We start from the raw sequence: 18,750 nt of genomic DNA on the forward strand, positions 1-18,750 counted from the left end.
GGCCCACCGCCGGCGCGACGCTGAGCGACCGTCCGTGCGACGCTGAGCGACCGCGCCGGAGCGGCCGCTGACTCGGGGGATACCAACGGGTACTCTCAACCCGATATGAGCACCGAGAACCTCCCCCAGAGCCCTGACCAGCCGTCCCGCAAGCCGCGCGTGGCCGTCGTGTTCGGCGGGCGCAGCTCCGAGCACGGGATCTCCGTGGTCACCGCGGGCGCCGTCCTCAAGGCCATCGACCGGACGAAGTACGACGTCCTGCCGATCGGCATCACCGCGGACGGGCGTTGGGCGCTGACGGCCGACGAGCCGGACCGGATGGCCATCACCGACCGCCGCACCCCGAGCGTGGCGGAGCTGGCCGAGTCGCACGAGGGCGGCGTGGTGCTCCCCGTCGACCCCGCGAACCGCGAGGTCGTCTACAGCGAGCCCGGCTCGGTGCCCAAGGCCCTCGGCGAGGTCGACGTGGTCTTCCCGGTGCTGCACGGCCCGTACGGCGAGGACGGCACCCTCCAGGGCCTCCTGGAGCTGTCCGGAGTGCCGTACGTGGGTTCGGGCGTGCTCGCCTCGGCCGTCGGCCAGGACAAGGAGTACATGAAGCGGGTGTTCACCTCCTTCGGGCTCAAGGTCGGCCCGTACCTGGTGATCCGCCCCCGCGAGTGGGAGCGGAACGAGTCCGCGGTCCGCAAGCGGATCGTCGACTTCGCCGGCGAGCACGGCTGGCCGCTGTTCGTGAAGCCCGCGCGCGCGGGCTCCTCCATCGGCATCACCAAGGTCGACGACCTCTCCGGCCTGGACGAGGCGATCGCCGAGGCCCAGTCGCACGACCCGAAGATCCTGATCGAGGCCGCCGTCCGCGGCCGCGAGATCGAGTGCGGCGTCCTGGAGTTCGAGGACGGTCCGCGCGCCTCCGTGCCGGCCGAGATCCCGCCGCCGGACGCGCACGCGTACTACGACTTCGAGGCCAAGTACATCGACTCCACGCCCGGCATCGTCCCGGCCCCGCTCACCGACGAGGAGACCGCCGAGGTGCGGCGGCTCGCGGTCGAGGCGTTCGAGGCGGCCTCCTGCGAGGGCCTGGTCCGCGCCGACTTCTTCCTCGACGAGGACGGCGAGTTCGTGATCAACGAGATCAACACCATGCCCGGCTTCACGCCGATCTCGATGTACCCGAAGATGTGGCAGGCCACCGGGATCAGCTACCCGGAGCTGGTGGACCGGCTGGTGCAGGCGGCCCTGCGCCGCCCGACCGGACTGCGCTGACCCCGCGCGCTCACCGCATGGAGGCGATCCCCTTGGGGATCGCCTTCTTCACGGCGCCGGCCAGTTCCGTGAGCACCGAGGCGCCCTCGTCCTGCGCCGACATCCCCGCGGGCAGGCTCACCTGCGCATAGGCCACGCGGTTCGCCGTGGTGAACCGCCAGGTGCCGTCGCCGCTCTTCTCCATCAGCCAGTCGACGCCGTTCACCCCGCCCGCGACGGCGTCCGGGTCGCCGCCCTGGGCGACCTCGGGGTCGACCATCTTCGGCGGCCGTACGACACCGCAGCGCAGTATGATCGCCGGGCTTCCCCAGCCCGCCGTGTAGGCGGACCGGGGCTCGGGGTCGTGACGGCTCCGTCCGTCCAGCTTCCCGGGCAGTGCCCGGCGCAGGTCCCGGCAGACCTTCGCCGTCTTCGCGTCGGGGGTGGGAACCGCGACCGTGGCGCTGTCGTCTGCTGTGGAGCAGCCCGCGACCGCGATCAGCAGCGCGGGCGCGAGCAGGCCGAACGGCCGGGGACGGAAGAAGTTCACCGGCCAAGCGTAGACGGGGGCTACAGATGGACGACCGGGCAGGTCAGGGTGCGGGTGATGCCGTCCACTTGCTGGACCTTCGCGACCACCATGCGACCGAGTTCGTCGACGGTGTCGGACTGGGCGCGCACGATGACGTCATAAGGTCCCGTCACGTCCTCGGCCTGGATCACTCCAGGGATCTTGCCGATCGTCTCGGCGACGGTCGACGCCTTGCCGACCTCCGTCTGGATCAGGATGTACGCCTGTACCACGGAACCTCCAGGGCGGCCACGAGGATCATGTGGGGAAAAGGAACGCCACGGTATCGCGTCGCCGCTCCCCGCGGGGAGACCCGCGGGGGCCGGGCTTGCGCGCCAGGGGTGCAGGCACGACAGAAGTTGACGGTCATCTCGACGGTATCGGGGAGACTGATGACGCGCGACCGGGCACGCACAGGCACAGAAGGGGCTTGAGGCAATGAAGGGCACAGTGGGTGAGTTGGGTGAGTTCGGGCTCATCCGGGAGCTGACCTCCCGTCTCACCACGACCCCGGTGGTCCGGGTCGGCCCCGGTGACGACGCCGCGGTGGTCGCCGCGCCCGACCGCAGGGTGGTGGCGAGCACCGACATCCTGCTGGAGGGACGGCACTTCCGCCGCGACTGGTCCACGGCGTACGACGTCGGGCGCAAGGCCGCGGCGCAGAACCTGGCGGACATCGCCGCGATGGGCGCCGTACCCACCGCGCTGCTGCTCGGCCTGGTCGTCCCGGCCGAACTCCCGGTCACCTGGCCGACCGAGCTGATGGACGGACTGCGCGACGAGTGCCAGGTCGCGGGTGCCGCCGTTGTGGGCGGGGACGTCGTGCGCGGGGACACCATCATGGTGTCGATCACCGCACTCGGCGATCTGCGCAACCAGGAGCCGGTGACCCGCGCCGGCGCCCAGCCCGGTGACCTCGTGGCCGTCACGGGCTGGCTGGGCTGGTCCGCGGCCGGCTACGCGGTGCTCTCCCGCGGCTTCCGCTCGCCGCGCGCCTTCGTGGAGGCCCACCGGCGACCCGAGCCGCCGTACCACGCGGGCCCGGCCGCCGCCGCGCTCGGCGCCACCGCGATGTGCGACGTCAGCGACGGTCTGATCGCCGACCTCGGCCACATCGCCGAGGCCAGCAAGGTGCGCATCGACATCCGGTCCGGCGCGATCGACATCCCGACCCAGATGAACGACATCGGGCAGGCCGTCGGCGTCGACCCGCTCCAGTGGGTGCTGACCGGGGGAGAGGACCACGCGATCGTGGCCACGTTCCCGCCGGACGCCAAGCTCCCGGCCCGCTGGAAGGTGATCGGCGAGGTCCTCAACCCCTCGGCGCTGCCCCAGGTGACCGTCGACGGGGCCCCGTGGACCAGCAAGGGCGGCTGGGACCACTTCGGGGACATCGAGTCGTGATCCCCCGGGTGCTCACGGTCGCCGGGTCCGATTCGGGCGGCGGCGCGGGCGTGCAGGCCGACCTGAAGACGATGCTGGCGCTCGGCGTGCACGGGATGAGCGTGATCACGGCGGTGACCGCGCAGAACTCGCTGGGCGTGCAGGGCGCCTGGGAGCTGCCGGTGGAGGCCGTACGGGCCCAGTACCGCAGTGTGGTCGACGACATCGGCGTGCAGGCCGTGAAGACCGGGATGCTCGCCTCGGCCGAACTGGTCGAGGCGGTCGCCGAGTTGATCTCCGGCACCGGCGTGCCGGCCGTGGTGGACCCGGTGGGCGTCTCCAAGCACGGCGATCCGCTGCTCGCCGCCTCCGCCCTGGACTCGGTCCGGGGCAGGCTGCTGCCGGTGGCGACCGTGGCCACGCCCAACCTCGACGAGGTGACCCAACTCACGGGGGTGCGGGTCGACTCCGAGGGCGATCTGCGGCGGGCCGCGGCGGCCGTGCTGGAGTACGGCCCGCGATGGGTGCTGATCAAGGGCGGGCATCTGTCCGGCGACGCCGTGGACCTGCTCACGGACGGCTCGCGGGAGCACTGGCTGCGGGCCCCGCGCCACGACAACCGGCACACCCACGGCACCGGCTGCACGCTCGCCTCGGCCGTCGCGTCGGGGCTGGCGAAGGGCCTGGCCGTGCCGGAGGCGGTGACCCGGGCCAAGGAGTACGTGACCGGGGCGATCGCCGCCGGGTTCCCGCTGGGCGCGGGCATCGGACCGGTGGACCACGGGTGGCGGTTCCGGTCACCGAAGTGATCTTGCCGCTACGGGAGATGATCCCGTACGGGAGACCCTCCCGCGCCTACGGGCATGTTCCCGGGCACGGCAAAGAGCCGGCCCACCCGGAGGTGGACCGGCTCAGTGCGGCGGACCGGACGGTGGCCGCGCGCTCAGCTATGCGTCAGCGCGAGACCTTGCCGGCCTTGATGCACGAGGTGCAGGCGTTCACGCGCTTCGGCGTCCCGCCGACCACGGTACGCACACGCTGGATGTTCGGGTTCCAGCGGCGGGACGTACGGCGGTGCGAGTGCGAGATGTTGTTGCCGAAGCCCGGCCCCTTGCCGCAGACGTCGCAGTTGGCAGCCACGGGTCACTCCAAAGACTTCAGATGCACTTACGGTTGATCCCGGCATGCCGGGATCGAGATCCTAGGATCCGAGACCTTGAGTGGCGTTGCCAGGGGGAATGGCCCGATCAGGATCGGGCAACCGGAGCAGCATACAACGACTGCGTCCGTACCGCGAAACTACCATGGCAGCTCAGGGGCCCGCTCCCGGCCCTCTTCCGGAGGCCACCGCTCCGGGGTCTACGCTGCGTCCACGTCCAAGCAGCTCAGGGAGGCGCAGGTGGCGCAGGTGCCGCAGACACTGGATGCTCTCGCGGTGCGCACCTGGTGCGGTCTGGCGCTGCGCGCGCTCGGGCGGGCGCGCGAGGAGATCGACGCGATCAACGTCTATCCCGTGGCCGACGGGGACACCGGGACCAATCTGTACCTGACCGTGGAGTCGGCCGCCACCGCCCTCGAGGCCGTGTTCGACGGGTACGGGACCGGGGCCGAGGAGCCCTCCCTCGCGGACGCCGCGCGCGCGATGGCCCACGGAGCGCTCATCGGGGCCCGGGGCAACTCCGGCACGATCCTCGCCCAGCTTCTGCGGGGCATGGCCCAGGTGCTCGCCGGGGGCGAGGCGGGGGAGGCGTCCCACTGCGACGCCGCCGGACTGCGCCTGGCCCTGCGGAACGCCGCCGACTCCGCCCGCCGGGCCGTGGCCCACCCCGTGGAGGGCACGGTGCTCACGGTCGCCGCGGCGGCCGCGGCCGCCGCCGAAGGAGTGGAGGGCGACTGCGGGGCGGTCGCCCGGGCCGCCTACGAGGGCGCCGGCCTGGCACTCGCGGAAACCCCGGCCCGGCTCGCCGTGCTGCGCCGGGCCGGAGTGGTCGACGCGGGCGGCCGGGGACTGGTCACGGTGCTCGGCGCCCTGGTCGAGGCGTGCACGGGAGAGACCGTCAACGAGATCCCCAGGGCGCGGGAGACCGTCCGCGAGACCGCGGCCGCCGTCGCCGAGGCGCACGCGCGCGTCGCGGCCGTCTCCGACACCGAGACCTGCGCCGACGGCACCGACGCCGACGGCCCCGCCTACGAGGTGATCTACCTCCTGGAGGCCGGCGACGAGGCCGTGGCCCGGCTGCGCGCGCGGCTCGACGCCCTCGGGGACTCCCTCGTCGTGGTCGGCGGCGACGGACTGTGGAACGTGCACGTGCACGTCGACGACGCGGGGGCCGCCGTGGAAGCGGGCGTCGAGGCGGGCCGGCCGTACCGGATCCGGATCACCCACTTCGGGGCCGGCGACGTGCACACCGGCGGCGAGCGGCCGCCGCGCGAGCGCGCCCAGCGGGCGGTCGTCGCCGTCGTGCCCGGCGAGGGTCTGGCCGGGCTGTACACCGAGGCCGGCGCGACCACCGTGCTCGCCCGCCCCGGGGAGCCGCCCGCCAGCGGTGAGCTGGTGCAGGCCGTACGGCGTGCACACGCGCGCGAGGTGGTGCTGCTGCCCAACGACGCCGAGCTGCGCCACACCGCCGCCGCGGCCGCCGAGCAGGCCCGCACGGAGGGCATCCGGGTCGCCCTGATCCCGACCCGCTCGGCGGTCCAGGGCATCGCCGCGCTCGCCGTGCACGAGCCCGGGCGCCGGTTCGACGAGGACGTCGTCCAGATGACCTCGGCGGCGGGCGCCACCCGGTACGCCGAGGTCCTCGTCGCCGAACGCCAGTCCTGGACGTCGGCCGGCATCTGCCAGGCCGGGGACGTGCTGGGCCTGATCGACGGCGATGTGGCGGTGATCGGGCCGGACCTCATCGCCACCGCCGAGACCCTCCTGGACCGCATGCTCCGGGCGGGCGGCGAACTGGTCACCCTCGTCGTCGGGGACGAGGCCCCCGAGTCCGTCGCCACCCACCTGGAGACCCACGTCCGCGAGTCCTACCTGGCGGTGGACACGCTGGTCTACCGAGGCGGCCGCCAGGGATCCCCTCTGCTCATCGGCGTGGAGTGACCCCGGTGCCGTGAGGTGCCCGCTCAGTGGTCCGGCAGGGCGCCGAGCAGTTCCTCGGCCTCGGCGCGGCGGGAGCGGGCCGTCTCGTCCGGGATGCCAGGGTCCGCGCAGGCCGCGAGGACACCGCGCGCGCGTGCCGCCGCCCGGGCCGGGCGGCCGAGGCCGGCCTCCAGCCGGCCGGCGGCGAGTTCGGCGCCGGTGCGGCCGTGCAGCCCCTCCGCGCCGAGCGTGCCGAACAGCTCGGCCGCGCGGTCCATCCGGGCCAGCGCCGCCTCGAAGGCCTCCGCGGTGTCCCCGTCCCCATTCCCGTCCCCGTCCTCGGTGCCTCCGGCCGACCGGGCCAGCAGATCACCGAACTGACGGTGCGTGTTCGCCAGTTCCGCCGTGAGGCGGTCCCGGACCGCCGGCTCCGCCGCCGCCAGGGCCTGCTCGCACTCGCGCACCGCCTCCTCCATCAGTTCCCGTGCCCCGTCCGCCGCTCCTTCGCCGCGCAACGCCAGCCAGGCACGGGCACGCAGCGAGCGCACCAGGAAGTACGGGTTGCCGAGCCCGCGCCACAGCTCGCCCGCGCGCGTGTAGGCACGGTCCGCGTCCTCGAGCAGCCCCGCGTCGCCCAGCGACTCCGCGGCGAGATGGGCGAGCGTGGCGTGGTCCTGCTGCTCGGGCCAGTGCCGGGCGATCTCGGCGGCCCGCAGCCGCCGTTCCGCCGCCCCCCGGTGTTCCCCCAGCTCGCTCAGGCAGTCCCCGAGCCACCACTGCGCCTGTACGACGGCCCCTTCGCCGTGCGTCTCGGCGGTCAGGTCGGGCAGCGCCGACTCCAGCACTTCGGCGGCCTCCGCGCACCGGCCCTCGCGCAGCAGGAATCCGCCGAGCTGGTGCCGTGCCCACGCGCCCAGCGTGCGGCTCTCGCCCGCCTCGTCGGCCCAGTGCGCGGCCTCCAGCGCGTGCTCCGCGGCCTCCCCGGCCCCGCCCCGGCCGCCGATCACCTCGGCGAGCTGGAGATGCAGCTGGGCCCGCCCGGCGGGCTCCACGTACGGGCCGCCGTGCTCCAGCGCCGACCGCAGCGCCCGCTCGGTCCCGGCCGGGTCACCGAGCCCGTGGGCCAGCCCGGCCGCCTCGACCTCGTGCTCCACCGCGAACCAGGGCAGACCGGCCGCCACGTACTCGGCGGCGGCCAGCCGGTGACCCTCGGCGGCCTGCTCCGCGTCCCCGGCGAGCGCGGCGAGACCGGCGAGCATCCCGCGCGCCTCGGCGGCCCGGGCGGCCAGCCGTACGTCTCCCTCCGCGCGTCCCCCGACGAGCGCCGGCACCTCCCGCACGGCACGTCCGGCCTCCGCGAGCGCCTCCGCCGGGTCGCCGCCCACGCCGCCGTCGTTGTCCCCGCCGTACTCGTGCAGCCGCCGCACGAGGATCCGCGCCCGGCTCATCAGCACCGCCGCCGTCTGCCGTACGCCGGTGCCCTCCGCGGCGTACAGCGCGAGCACCTCGTCGCGGAGCGCGGCGACCTCCGTCACCGCGGCGTCCGCCTCGCCCGCCTCGTCCGCCGACGCCCGCGCATACGCGCCCCGCGCGCGTGCCGCCAGCGCCTCGCCGGGGTCGCCCGCCTCCGCGTACAGGGCGGCGGCCCGCTCGAACAAGGGGGCGCCCTCGGGGCCGCGTTCCATCGCCTGGTGGTCGGCGATCTCCGCCCGGTCGCGCGGCTCCAGCTCGGCCCCCTCGGCGGCCCGCGCGACCGCCGCCCACGCCTCCAGCGCGTGCGGCCGCAGCGTGTCCGACAGCCGGCGCGCCTCGGCCAGCAGATCGGCCAGGCCGGCCTCGCCGGAAGCCGCGGCCGCCTCGGGCGCGGGCGGTGCGACCACCGGCGCCGGGTGGGAGCGCACCGCGCGCACACCCAGCGGCAGCCGCTCCACCAGCGGCTCCTGGGCCATCCGCGCGCGGACGCGGTCACCGACGTACGACGTGCCGTTGCGCGCGTCGAACCGCGCCGCCAGCTCCAGCGCCTCCGCGCGCGCGTGGGCCGCCAGTTCCCCAGCGGTCCAGGCCCGCCCGGCCGGCCCCGGCACCCGCTGCCCGCCCAGGCCGAGAACGGTCAGCCGGTCCATCAGCAGGGCCACCACGGCCAGGAACTCCAGCCGGCTGCGCGGATGCCCGGTGTCCGTGAAATAGGCCGGCCGCTCCGCCAGCAGCTCCAGACCGCGCGCCTCGTTGCCGGTCAGCGCGCAGAACTCCACATGATCGGCGTAGGCGCCGCGCATGCTCTCCATGGGACGCACCAGGCGGAAGCCGCGCAGATGGTGGGCGCGCGCCTCGTCCGTCCGGCCGAGACGCAGCAGCGGCGCCAGCGACGAGGCCAGCACGGTGTGCGGCTCGTGGGCGCAGCTGTACTCGCCCTCCAGCACCGGCCGCCACAGCCGCAGCGCCTCCGCGTCCTCCCCGCACTCGACCTGCCAGGTGCCCTGACCGTGCAGCTCGCAGGCGTGGCAGTCGGCCATCCGGTCCCGGTCCGCGGCCAGCCAGGCGGCGTACGCCCGTCCGGCCCGGCCGAGGTCACCGATGTGCACGGCCACGCTGAACTCGGCGGCGCGCACGGCCCGTTCGGAGTGCCCGGCGAGCCGGTAGCGGTGCTCCATCTCGCCGAGCCACTTCTCGACCGACGCCAGCGGGACGTGCGGCTGGTCCAGCATGCCCGCCGACATCCACTTGAAGACCCAGTGCAGGGAGTGCGTCTCGTACTCGTCGAAGTCCTCGGGCCGTTCGTCCCACAGGCGCAGCAGCCGCGCGAACGGGACGAACATCTTGTCCTTCTCGGAGCTGTAGTTGTAGACCTTCAGCTGGTGCCCGAGCGCCTCGATCACGGCGAGCGGGACGTTCAGCCGCTCGGCCTCGGCGAGCAGCTGCTCCGCGCGCGCGTTGCGGGCGGGCCCCTCCGGCCGCTCCGAGTTCTCCGCCATCGCCCGGCGCAGCGCGTCGAAGTCCGTGATCTCGCCCATCAGTGACCGTTCTCCCCGTGTGTGGCCCACTCCAGCAGACCGATGAACGCCCGGTTGAGCAGCGCCGAGTCCGCCGGCCTGAGCGGGCGCTGCGCCATCAGCAGCGCCTGCCCGTACAGCGACTCGGTGGCGGTGCCGATCAGCTCCGGGTCCCGGACCGAGGCGATCCGCCGGATCAGCGGGTTGAGGTGGTTGAGCACCAGCCGCGCGCGCGGTGCGCTGCCGCGCAGCGAGCCCAGGATGCCCGCCCACAGGTCGTCGGCCCGCTCCTCGGCCTCGGCCCTGGCCTGTTCGTGCCGGGCGGCCCGGTCGTCCAGGTGCAGCGCGGGCACCGACAGCGGGTGGAACGCGCGCAGCACGACATCGCAGCCCAGCGGGTCGAGCTTCGCCCGCGCGGCCGCCAGGAATCCGGACAGCGCCAGTTCCTCCGCCGGATCGAGCGCGTCCAGGTGCGCGGTCACCGTGTCCGCGTCCAGCTCGGCGACCACCGTGCCCGGCCGTACCGAGGGCAGCGCCTCCACCAGCTCGCTGTCGTACGTGTAACCGCCGTTGACCACCCCGACGCCCTGCGCGGAGGCGATCGGCGCGACCTGCCGGTACTCCTCGACCGTGCGCGTGAAGTGCACCACCGGGTGCCGCTGCGCGAACTCCTCCAGGGAGAGCTGACCGTCGGTGGTCTCGAACGGCAGCCACGGCAGCATCGTGCGCAGCATCTCGCCGTCGTGCCGGGCCAGGGACTTCACGCCCAGGTGGTGCACGGCGAGGAACGCCGCCAGCCGCTCCGGGTCACCGGCCGCCAGCCCGGTCAGCCAGGACCTGATCCGCTCGCCCAGGGCCTCCCGTACGGCCGCCAGCGTCTCGTCCTCGTACAGCGCCTCGCGCGAGGCCGTGGGCCGCAGGCTGTCGGTGTCCAGCACGCAGCGCACGAAGAACGCCCAGTCAGGCAGGAGCTGTTCGGCCCGCTCGGTGAGCAGCATGCCCTTCAGGTGCACCCGGTGCGTGGCCCGCTGCGCCGGGCTGACCGCCGACGGCAGCACGTACGCCACCCCGCGGATCCCGGCGACCGGTACGTCCAGGCCGATCGAGTCCAGGGGCGTGAACCCGAACAGCTCGTGGCAGTGCCGGGCGAGCGCCACCCGCCGGGCGGCCGGAGAGGGGTACGGGCGGTCCCAGGGCGCCGGCAGGTCGGTGACCGCCTCCTCGTCCACCCGGACGTCGTACGGCAGCAGCGAGCCGAAGTCCCGGGCCAGGGCGCGGACCCGCTCGGGCGCCAGCCACTGCGCCGCTCCGGCCCGGGCCACCAGGTGCACGGTGGTGCCCGGCTCGGGCCGCTCCGCGTCCGGCAGCGTGCGCACGCTGTACGAGCCGTCGTCGCGGGCCGTCCACTCCACCGGCGGGGCCCCGGGGGTACGGGCGCTGCGGCTGACCACGCGGATCCGCTCGGCGACCACGAAACAGGCCAGCAGACCGATGCCGAACTGCCCGAGGAAGCCGGACCGGGCCTCCTGCACGCCGTCCGCGCGCTTGGAGCTGCGGCCGATGGTCGCCAGCAGGCTGTGCACGTCCGACTCGGTGAGCCCGACGCCGGTGTCCTCCACCCGCAGCGTCCCGTCCGCCGCGTGCAGCCGCACCCGCGCCGGGGCGCCGGGATCCTCGGCCCGCCGGGCCGTGATGGCGTCCACCGCGTTCTGCAGCAGCTCGCGCAGATAGACCCTGGGACTGGAGTAGAGGTGATGGGAGAGCAGGTCCACCAGACCGCGCAGGTCGACCTGGAACGTGTGGGGTGACTGGGGTGCCTGGGATGGCTGTGAGGTCTGGGAGTCCATCGTCGCAGCGCCGGCGGGGGGAGCGTGCGTTCGGCGCGGGGTCGGGCGGTCCCGGATGGGGCGGTGACCGCGGGGGATGGCCGGAGCGCGCCATCCTAGAGCCGGAACGGCCCACCTGACCAGCGGTTTCCCGAACCGGTACGGCTCGCGGACCCGAAGCCGCCGGGCGGCCGCTACGGCTTTGTCGGTGCGGTGGTGTGCAATGGATCTCGTGCCCGCACTGGAAGAACCCCTCAAGCAGTCACTGAAGTCAGTGCTCGGCCCCGCCACCGCGAAGGTGATGGCCGAGCACCTCGGCCTGCACTCGGTCGGCGACCTCCTGCACCACTACCCGCGCAGATACGAGGAGCGCGGCCGGCTCACCCCGCTCGCCGAGCTGCCGATGGACGAGCACGTCACGGTGGTCGCCCAGGTCGCCGACGCCCGCTTGCACACCTTCGCCTCGTCCCGGGCCCCGCGCGGCAAGGGGCAGCGCCTCGAGGTCACGATCACCGACGGCAGTGGCAGGCTCCAGCTGGTCTTCTTCGGCAACGGCGTGCACAAGCCCCACAAGGAGCTGCTGCCGGGCACGCGCGCGATGTTCGCCGGCAAGGTCTCCGTCTTCAACCGCCGCCTCCAGCTCGCCCATCCGGCCTACGAACTGCTGCGCGGCGACAGCGAGGAGAGCGCCGAGACCTGGGCCGGCGCCCTGATCCCGCTCTATCCGGCCACCGCCAAACTGGAGTCCTGGAAGATCGGCAAGGCGGTCCAGACGGTGCTGCCCAGCGCCCAGGAAGCCGTCGACCCCCTGCCGCCCTCCCTCCAGGAGGGCCGCGGCCTGGTCACCCTCCCCGAGGCCCTGCTCAAGATCCACCGCCCGCACACCCAGGCCGACATCGCCGACGCCCGGGCCCGGCTGAAGTGGGACGAGGCCTTCGTCCTCCAGGTCGCCCTCGCCCGCCGCCGCCACGCCGACGCCCAGCTCCCCGCGGTGGCCCGCCGGCCGAAGCCGGACGGTCTCCTGACGGCCTTCGACGACCGGCTGCCCTTCACCCTCACCGAGGGCCAGCGGAAGGTCTCCGAGGAGATCTTCCACGACCTCGCCACCGAGCACCCGATGCACCGCCTCCTCCAGGGCGAGGTCGGCTCCGGCAAGACCCTCGTCGCACTGCGCGCCATGCTCGCCGTGGTCGACGCGGGCGGCCAGGCCGCGATGCTCGCGCCCACCGAGGTCCTCGCCCAGCAGCACCACCGCTCGGTCACCGAGATGATGGGCGAGCTGGCCGAGGGGGGCATGCTGGGCGGCGCCGAGCACGCCACCAAGGTGGTGCTGCTCACCGGCTCGATGGGCGCGGCCGCCCGCCGCCAGGCCCTGCTCGACCTGGTCACCGGCGAGGCCGGCCTGGTCATCGGCACCCACGCCCTGATCGAGGAGAAGGTCCAGTTCCACGACCTCGGCCTGGTGGTCGTGGACGAACAGCACCGCTTCGGCGTCGAGCAGCGCGACGCCCTGCGCGGCAAGGGCAAGCAGCCCCCGCACCTGCTGGTCATGACGGCCACCCCCATCCCGCGCACGGTCGCCATGACCGTCTTCGGCGACCTGGAGACCTCCGTCCTCGACCAGCTCCCGGCCGGCCGCTCGCCGATCGCCAGCCATGTCGTCCCCGCCGCCGACAAGCCGCACTTCCTCGCCCGCGCCTGGGAGCGGGTCCGCGAGGAGGTGGAGAACGGCCACCAGGCCTACGTGGTCTGCCCGCGGATCGGCGACGAGGAGGACGCCGGTGGGAAGGGTGCGAAGAAGTCCGCCGAGGACGAGGCCGAGAAACGCCCGCCGCTCGCGGTGCTCGAGGTGGCCGACCAGCTCGCCCGCGGCCCGCTCCAGGGCCTTCGGGTCGAGGTCCTGCACGGCCGCATGCACCCGGACGACAAGGACGCCGTCATGCGCCGCTTCGCGGCCGGCGAGGCGGACGTCCTGGTCGCCACCACGGTCATCGAGGTCGGCGTCAACGTGCCCAACGCCACCGCCATGGTGATCATGGACGCGGACCGCTTCGGCGTCTCCCAGCTCCACCAGCTCCGCGGCCGGGTGGGCCGCGGCTCGGCCCCCGGTCTCTGCCTCCTGGTCAGCGAGATGCCCGAGGCCGGCGCCGCCCGCCAGCGCCTGGACGCCGTCGCCTCCACCCTCGACGGCTTCGAGCTCTCCCGCATCGACCTGGAGCAGCGCCGCGAGGGCGACGTCCTCGGCCAGGCCCAGTCCGGTGCCCGTACCAGCCTGCGCGTCCTCGCGGTCATCGAGGACGAGGAACTCATCGCCGAGGCCAGACAGGAGGCCGCGGCGGTGGTGGCGGCCGACCCCGAGCTGGAGAGCCTTCCGGGCCTGCGGACCGCCCTGGACGCCCTGCTGGACGAGGAGCGGGAGCAGTACCTGGAGAAGGGCTGACGGGGACCGCCCGGAGGGACACGGGGGGCCGTACCCCGTAGGCGGCTACCACCGCGCGGGCGCGACCGGCCACAATGAGGCGTACACCCGCCCACGGAGAAGGACCCCACATGACCCGCGTGATCGCCGGCCGGGCCGGCGGACGGCGCCTGTCAGTACCGCCCGGCACCGGAACCCGCCCCACGTCCGACCGCGCCCGCGAGGGTCTCTTCTCCACCTGGCAGTCCCTGCTCGGCGGCCCCCTGGACGGTGAGCGGGTCCTCGACCTCTACGCCGGATCCGGTGCCGTGGGCCTGGAGGCCCTCTCCCGGGGCGCCGGCCACACCCTCCTGGTCGAGGCGGACGCCCGCGCGGCGAGGACCGTCCGGGACAACGTGCGGAACCTGGGCCTGCCCGGCGCCGAGGTGAGAGCGGGCAAAGCGGAACAAGTGATCAGAACGGCGCCCCCCGCCGCCCCTTACGAGCTGGCCTTCCTGGATCCCCCGTACGCCGTCACGGACGACGATCTCCGGGAGATTCTGATCACACTCCGCTCGGAGGGCTGGCTCGCCGAAGAAGCCCTCGTCACCGTGGAGCGCAGCACCAGAGGCGGCCCGTTCCACTGGCCGGACGGCTTCGAGGCGATCCGGTCCCGTCGCTACGGCGAGGGAACGTTTTGGTACGGTCGCGCCGCCTCTACGTGCGAAGACGCACGATGACCGGACCGGAGAGCGAGGGATCACCAGTGCGCCGCGCCGTCTGTCCCGGGTCGTTCGACCCGATCACCAACGGACACCTCGACATCATTGCCCGCGCCTCGCGTCTGTACGACGAGGTCTACGTGGCGGTGATGATCAATCAGTCCAAGAAGGGCCTCTTCGAGATCGAGGAGCGGATCGAGCTGATCCGCGAGGTCACCGCCGAGTACGGCAACGTCCGGGTCGAGGCCTTCCACGGCCTCCTCGTCGACTTCTGCAAGCAGCGCGACATCCCCGCCATCGTCAAGGGCCTGCGCGCGGTCAGCGACTTCGACTACGAGCTGCAGATGGCCCAGATGAACAACGGCCTCACCGGCGTCGAAACACTGTTCGTGCCCACCAACCCCACTTACAGCTTCCTCTCCTCCTCGCTGGTCAAGGAGGTCGCGGCCTGGGGCGGCGACGTCTCCCACCTGGTGCCGGCCGCGGTTCTCGAGGCCCTGAACGGGCGTCTGCGTCAGGGCTGATGGGACTACAGTCGTCCCGTCCGTCTCCAACACAGCTGTAGAGAGTGGCGAGCACAGGTGGACGTCCAGAAGAAGCTCGACGAGATCGTCGCCGCGGTCACCGGCGCCCGGTCCATGCCGATGTCTGCCTCGTGCGTGGTCAACCGCGCCGAGCTGCTCGCGCTCCTCGACGAGGTGCGCCAGGCGCTGCCCGGCTCGCTCGCGCAGGCCCAGGAGCTGATCGGCGACCGTGAGCAGATGGTCGAGCAGGCCCGCGTCGAGGCCGGGCGGATCATCGAGAACGCCCACGCCGAGCGCGGCTCGCTGATCTCCGACACCGAGATCGCCCGCCGCTCCCAGGCCGAGGCCGACCGGATCCTCACCGAGGCCCGCGCCGAGGCCGAGGAGATCCGCGCCGAGGCCGACGACTACGTCGACTCCAAGCTCGCCAACTTCGAGGTCGTCCTCACCAAGACGCTCGGCTCGGTCGGCCGCGGCCGCGAGAAGCTGCTCGGCACCGGCCCCGGCCTGGACGAGAACGGCTACGAGGACGAGGACGCGCCCGAGCGCAGCCAGGACCCCGAGACCCTGCGCCACAACGCCGACGCCTACGTCGACGTCAAGCTCGGTGCCTTCGAGGCGGTCCTCGCCAAGACCCTGGAGGCCGTGGGCCGCGGCCGGCAGAAGCTGCACGGCCGGATCGCCACGGACGACCTCGGCGCCCTCGCCGACGACACCACGACCTTCCAGCACTCCAGCGACGCCGACTACCTCGCCGACCTCGCGGCCCTCGCCGACACCCCGGCCGAGCGCCCCGCACCGGCCCAGCAGCCGTCGCGGCCCGTCCAGCCGCCGCAGCCGTCGTACGAGCCGCAGCCGGCCTACGGCTACCAGCAGCAGCCCGACCCCTACGGGGGCTTCCCGCAGCAGCCCGACTACGCGCAGCAGGACCAGTACGGCTACCAGCAGGCCGACTCCTACGCCTATCAGGGCGCCTACGACCCGCAGCAGGCCGCGTACGACCCGCAGCAGGCCGCGTACGACCCGCAGCAGGCCGCCTACGACCCGCAGCAGTCCCAGCAGGTCCACCAGTCGCACCAGCCCCAGCAGGCGCAGGACCAGCAGGGCTACGCCCTCGACGAGACCAGCCTCTTCGACACCGGCATGATCAGCGCGGAGCAGCTGCGGGCGTACGAACAGGGGCGCGGCCTGTAGCCGGTGCCCCCGGAGTCACCACCGGATTGGGCCTTGAGCGAAAGGTCCAGTATCCTGGCTCTTCGGTCGCGTGTACGTCCGCGATCACCGCTGCCCGGAACACCGACGGGCGGCGGCCCTCCGAGTTCGAAGATCGAAAGCAGGAATGGCACCCAACGCACGGCTGGACCACCGAAACCCCCTCGTGTTCGATACGCACGAGCTGGGTCGGCGTCCTGGCGCGCTGCAGCGCCTGACCCGCACGATCGACGCCCCCAGGGACCTCGGTCTGCAGGGAGTCATCGGAGTGCCGGAAGGCGCCCCGGTGGAGCTCGAACTCCGGCTCGAGTCGGTCATGGAAGGGGTGCTCGTCACAGGCACCGCCCGTGCACAGGCCGAGGGGGAGTGCGTAAGGTGTCTGGAGCCGGTCGGGCTGGAGCTCGAAGCGGACTTCCAGGAGCTGTTCTCGTACCCTGACGCCGACGACCGGGGCCGTGTGATCGCGGAACCGGGCGACGACGCCGAGGACGACGAGGACAGGTTCCACCTCGAGGACGGACTCTTCGACCTCGAACCTCTGCTGCGCGATGCGGTGGTGCTCGCACTGCCGATGCAGCCGGTGTGCCAGGACGACTGCCCGGGCCTGTGCTCCGAGTGTGGAGCGCGGCTCGCGGACGACCCGGACCACCACCACGACGCCGTCGACATTCGTTGGGCGGCATTGCAGGGACTCGCCGGCACCATGCAGGACGGCGAGAAGGACGAGATGAGCGGCGCCGAAGCGGGCGTCGACGAGAAGCAGGAGAAGTAGCCGTGGCTGTTCCGAAGCGGAAGATGTCGCGCAGCAACACGCGCCACCGCCGGTCGCAGTGGAAGGCTGCGGTCCCCACCCTGGTTGCGTGCGAGCGCTGCCACGAGCCCAAGCAGCAGCACATCGCGTGCCCGTCTTGCGGCACCTACAACAAGCGCCAGGTCCTCGAAGTCTGAGCGGGCTGGTGAGAGGCACTGTGTCCAGTCCCAAGAAGGCGGCGGAAAACCAGGCCTCGTCCCACACGCTTCTGGAAGGGCGGCTCGGCTACCAGCTCGAGTCCGCCCTTCTGGTGCGAGCGCTGACCCACCGTTCCTACGCGTACGAGAACGGCGGTCTGCCGACGAACGAGCGGCTGGAGTTCCTCGGGGACTCCGTACTCGGTCTCGTCGTCACGGACACGCTGTACCGCACCCACCCCGACCTGCCTGAAGGCCAACTGGCCAAGCTGCGGGCCGCGGTGGTCAACTCACGTGCGCTTGCGGAGGTGGGCCGCGGTCTCGACCTGGGCTCCTTCATCCGGCTCGGCCGGGGTGAAGAGGGCACGGGCGGCCGGGACAAGGCATCCATCCTCGCCGACACCCTTGAAGCGGTGATCGGCGCGGTCTATCTCGACCAGGGCCTCGACGCGGCCTCCGAACTGGTGCACCGCCTGTTCGACCCGCTGATCGAGAAGTCCTCGAATCTCGGTGCCGGCCTGGACTGGAAGACCAGTCTCCAGGAGCTGACCGCGACCGAAGGGCTCGGTGTCCCCGAGTACCTGGTCACGGAGACCGGCCCGGATCACGAGAAGACCTTCACTGCTGCCGCCCGCGTCGGAGGCGTCTCGTACGGCACCGGCACCGGCCGCAGCAAGAAGGAGGCGGAGCAGCAGGCCGCCGAGTCCGCATGGCGGGCCATCCGGGCCGCCGCGGACGAGCGCGCCAAGGCGGCCAAGGAGGCCGTCCAGGACGACGACACGTCGTCCGCGCCCGCCTGACGAGAGCAACACCGAGCGCCCGCCCCGCCGTTCACGCCGGGGCGGGCGCTCGCCTTCATCCCACGGTTCGTACGGGGGTCACGATGCCCGAGTTGCCCGAGGTCGAGGTCGTCCGGCGCGGCCTGGAGCGGTGGGTCGCCCACCGCACGGTCGCCGAGGTCGAGGTACTGCACGCGCGTGCCGTGCGCCGGCACGTCGCGGGCGCCGACGACTTCGCGCACCGGCTCAAGGGGCACCACATCGGTACGCCCAGCCGGCGCGGCAAGTACCTGTGGCTGCCGCTGGAGGAGACGAACCAGTCCGTCCTCGCCCACCTCGGGATGAGCGGCCAGCTCCTGGTGCAGCCGCACGAGACGGCGGACGAGAAGCACCTGCGCGTCCGGGTCCGGTTCGCCGACTCCCTCGGCACCGAGCTGCGCTTCGTCGACCAGCGGACCTTCGGCGGACTCTCGCTGCACGACAACACACCGGACGGGCTGCCCGACGTCATCGCGCACATCGCCCGCGACCCCCTCGACCCGCTGTTCGACGACGAGGCCTTCCACCTGGCCCTGCGCCGCAAACGCACCACCATCAAACGGGCCCTGCTGGACCAGTCGCTGATCAGCGGGGTCGGCAACATCTACGCGGACGAGGCCCTGTGGCGCTCCCGCCTCCACTACGAACGGCCCACGGCCGGCCTCACCCGGCCGCGCACCGCCGAACTCCTCGGCCACGTCCGGGACGTGATGAACGCGGCCCTCGCCGTCGGCGGCACCAGCTTCGACAGCCTGTACGTCAACGTCAACGGCGAGTCGGGCTACTTCGACCGGTCCCTGGACGCGTACGGCCGGGAGGGCCTGCCCTGCAAGCGGTGCGGCACGCCCATGCGGCGCCGCCCGTGGATGAACCGCTCCAGCTACTTCTGCCCGAAGTGCCAGCGGGCTCCGCGCGGCCAGTAGCCGACGGCACGGTCTAGGACCAATACCGGTGATTTAGGTCGTTTTCCGGCTGGTCGAGGTGGCTCTGGTGGGCCCGACCAGCCGGACCGTCGGGGTGTCTGGCCGTGGTGGGCT

Annotated in this window: 17 protein-coding genes; 12 read left to right on the forward strand and 5 right to left on the reverse strand. The window is 73.1% G+C overall.

Annotated features, from left to right (window positions below; translation table 11 throughout):
- Window positions 1-105: 105 nt before the first annotated feature.
- Window positions 106-1,263, forward strand: a complete 1,158-nt coding sequence (locus ABZ478_RS36675) for a D-alanine--D-alanine ligase family protein (protein ID WP_359556708.1) — start codon at window positions 106-108, stop codon at window positions 1,261-1,263.
- Window positions 1,264-1,273: 10 nt separating this feature from the next.
- On the opposite strand, the gene ABZ478_RS36680 is transcribed toward ABZ478_RS36675, so the two are convergent.
- Window positions 1,274-1,792 (reverse strand): DUF3515 domain-containing protein, encoded by a 519-nt coding sequence (locus ABZ478_RS36680; protein ID WP_359556710.1) that lies wholly within the window; start codon window positions 1,790-1,792, stop codon window positions 1,274-1,276.
- A 20-nt stretch (window positions 1,793-1,812) separates the two neighbouring features.
- Complete coding sequence (locus ABZ478_RS36685; RefSeq protein ID WP_143635949.1) at window positions 1,813-2,046, reverse strand: Lrp/AsnC ligand binding domain-containing protein; 234 nt, start codon at window positions 2,044-2,046, stop codon at window positions 1,813-1,815.
- A 205-nt stretch (window positions 2,047-2,251) separates the two neighbouring features.
- On the opposite strand from ABZ478_RS36685, the gene ABZ478_RS36690 reads away from it, so the two are divergent.
- Together ABZ478_RS36690 and thiD are read left to right on the forward strand one after the other, a co-directional pair.
- Window positions 2,252-3,217 (forward strand): thiamine-phosphate kinase, encoded by a 966-nt coding sequence (locus ABZ478_RS36690; RefSeq protein WP_199212156.1) that lies wholly within the window; start codon window positions 2,252-2,254, stop codon window positions 3,215-3,217.
- A complete protein-coding gene (gene thiD, locus ABZ478_RS36695) occupies window positions 3,214-4,005 on the forward strand; it encodes a bifunctional hydroxymethylpyrimidine kinase/phosphomethylpyrimidine kinase (protein ID WP_359556712.1) in 792 nt (263 codons plus the stop codon). Before ABZ478_RS36690 ends, thiD begins: the two co-directional genes overlap by 4 nt.
- Window positions 4,006-4,150: 145 nt before the next feature.
- Here thiD and rpmB read toward each other — a convergent pair whose 3' ends face one another.
- On the reverse strand, window positions 4,151-4,336 hold the full coding sequence (gene rpmB, locus ABZ478_RS36700; RefSeq protein WP_003993230.1) for a 50S ribosomal protein L28: 186 nt from the start codon (window positions 4,334-4,336) through the stop codon (window positions 4,151-4,153).
- 259 nt (window positions 4,337-4,595) lie between these two features.
- Here rpmB and ABZ478_RS36705 point away from each other — a divergent pair, with 259 nt between their 5' ends.
- Complete coding sequence (locus ABZ478_RS36705) at window positions 4,596-6,296, forward strand: DAK2 domain-containing protein (protein WP_359556713.1); 1,701 nt, start codon at window positions 4,596-4,598, stop codon at window positions 6,294-6,296.
- A 23-nt stretch (window positions 6,297-6,319) separates the two neighbouring features.
- Here ABZ478_RS36705 and ABZ478_RS36710 read toward each other — a convergent pair whose 3' ends face one another.
- Window positions 6,320-9,286, reverse strand: coding sequence for a tetratricopeptide repeat protein (locus tag ABZ478_RS36710; protein ID WP_359556716.1), 2,967 nt, complete (start codon window positions 9,284-9,286; stop codon window positions 6,320-6,322).
- Window positions 9,286-11,112: an HSP90 family protein gene (locus tag ABZ478_RS36715; protein WP_359556718.1), complete on the reverse strand. Its 1,827-nt coding sequence runs from the start codon at window positions 11,110-11,112 to the stop codon at window positions 9,286-9,288. The genes ABZ478_RS36710 and ABZ478_RS36715 overlap by 1 nt, the downstream gene beginning before the upstream one ends.
- A gap of 202 nt (window positions 11,113-11,314) precedes the next feature.
- Here ABZ478_RS36715 and recG point away from each other — a divergent pair, with 202 nt between their 5' ends.
- The 8 genes from recG (at window position 11,315) to mutM (ending at window position 18,636) form a co-directional block, all read left to right on the forward strand.
- Window positions 11,315-13,531: an ATP-dependent DNA helicase RecG gene (recG, locus tag ABZ478_RS36720; protein WP_359556720.1), complete on the forward strand. Its 2,217-nt coding sequence runs from the start codon at window positions 11,315-11,317 to the stop codon at window positions 13,529-13,531.
- Between the two features lie 110 nt (window positions 13,532-13,641).
- Entirely contained in the window at window positions 13,642-14,229 is a 588-nt protein-coding gene (gene rsmD / locus ABZ478_RS36725) for a 16S rRNA (guanine(966)-N(2))-methyltransferase RsmD (RefSeq protein ID WP_358936841.1), read from the forward strand.
- A gap of 26 nt (window positions 14,230-14,255) precedes the next feature.
- On the forward strand, window positions 14,256-14,735 hold the full coding sequence (gene coaD / locus ABZ478_RS36730) for a pantetheine-phosphate adenylyltransferase (protein ID WP_358936898.1): 480 nt from the start codon (window positions 14,256-14,258) through the stop codon (window positions 14,733-14,735).
- A 57-nt stretch (window positions 14,736-14,792) separates the two neighbouring features.
- Window positions 14,793-15,929 carry a cell division initiation protein gene (locus tag ABZ478_RS36735; RefSeq protein WP_359556722.1) on the forward strand — a complete coding sequence of 379 codons (1,137 nt, stop codon included), beginning with the start codon at window positions 14,793-14,795 and terminating at the stop codon, window positions 15,927-15,929.
- 145 nt (window positions 15,930-16,074) lie between these two features.
- Window positions 16,075-16,719, forward strand: a complete 645-nt coding sequence (locus tag ABZ478_RS36740; protein ID WP_359556724.1) for a YceD family protein — start codon at window positions 16,075-16,077, stop codon at window positions 16,717-16,719.
- Window positions 16,720-16,721: 2 nt separating this feature from the next.
- Window positions 16,722-16,895, forward strand: coding sequence for a 50S ribosomal protein L32 (gene rpmF, locus ABZ478_RS36745; protein ID WP_003951102.1), 174 nt, complete (start codon window positions 16,722-16,724; stop codon window positions 16,893-16,895).
- A 20-nt stretch (window positions 16,896-16,915) separates the two neighbouring features.
- Complete coding sequence (gene rnc / locus ABZ478_RS36750; RefSeq protein ID WP_358936835.1) at window positions 16,916-17,695, forward strand: ribonuclease III; 780 nt, start codon at window positions 16,916-16,918, stop codon at window positions 17,693-17,695.
- Between the two features lie 83 nt (window positions 17,696-17,778).
- A complete protein-coding gene (mutM, locus tag ABZ478_RS36755; RefSeq protein ID WP_358936833.1) occupies window positions 17,779-18,636 on the forward strand; it encodes a bifunctional DNA-formamidopyrimidine glycosylase/DNA-(apurinic or apyrimidinic site) lyase in 858 nt (285 codons plus the stop codon).
- Window positions 18,637-18,750: the final 114 nt, after the last annotated feature.

The sequence above is a fragment of the Streptomyces sp. NPDC005706 genome (assembly GCF_040631045.1).
Classification (GTDB): domain Bacteria; phylum Actinomycetota; class Actinomycetes; order Streptomycetales; family Streptomycetaceae; genus Streptomyces.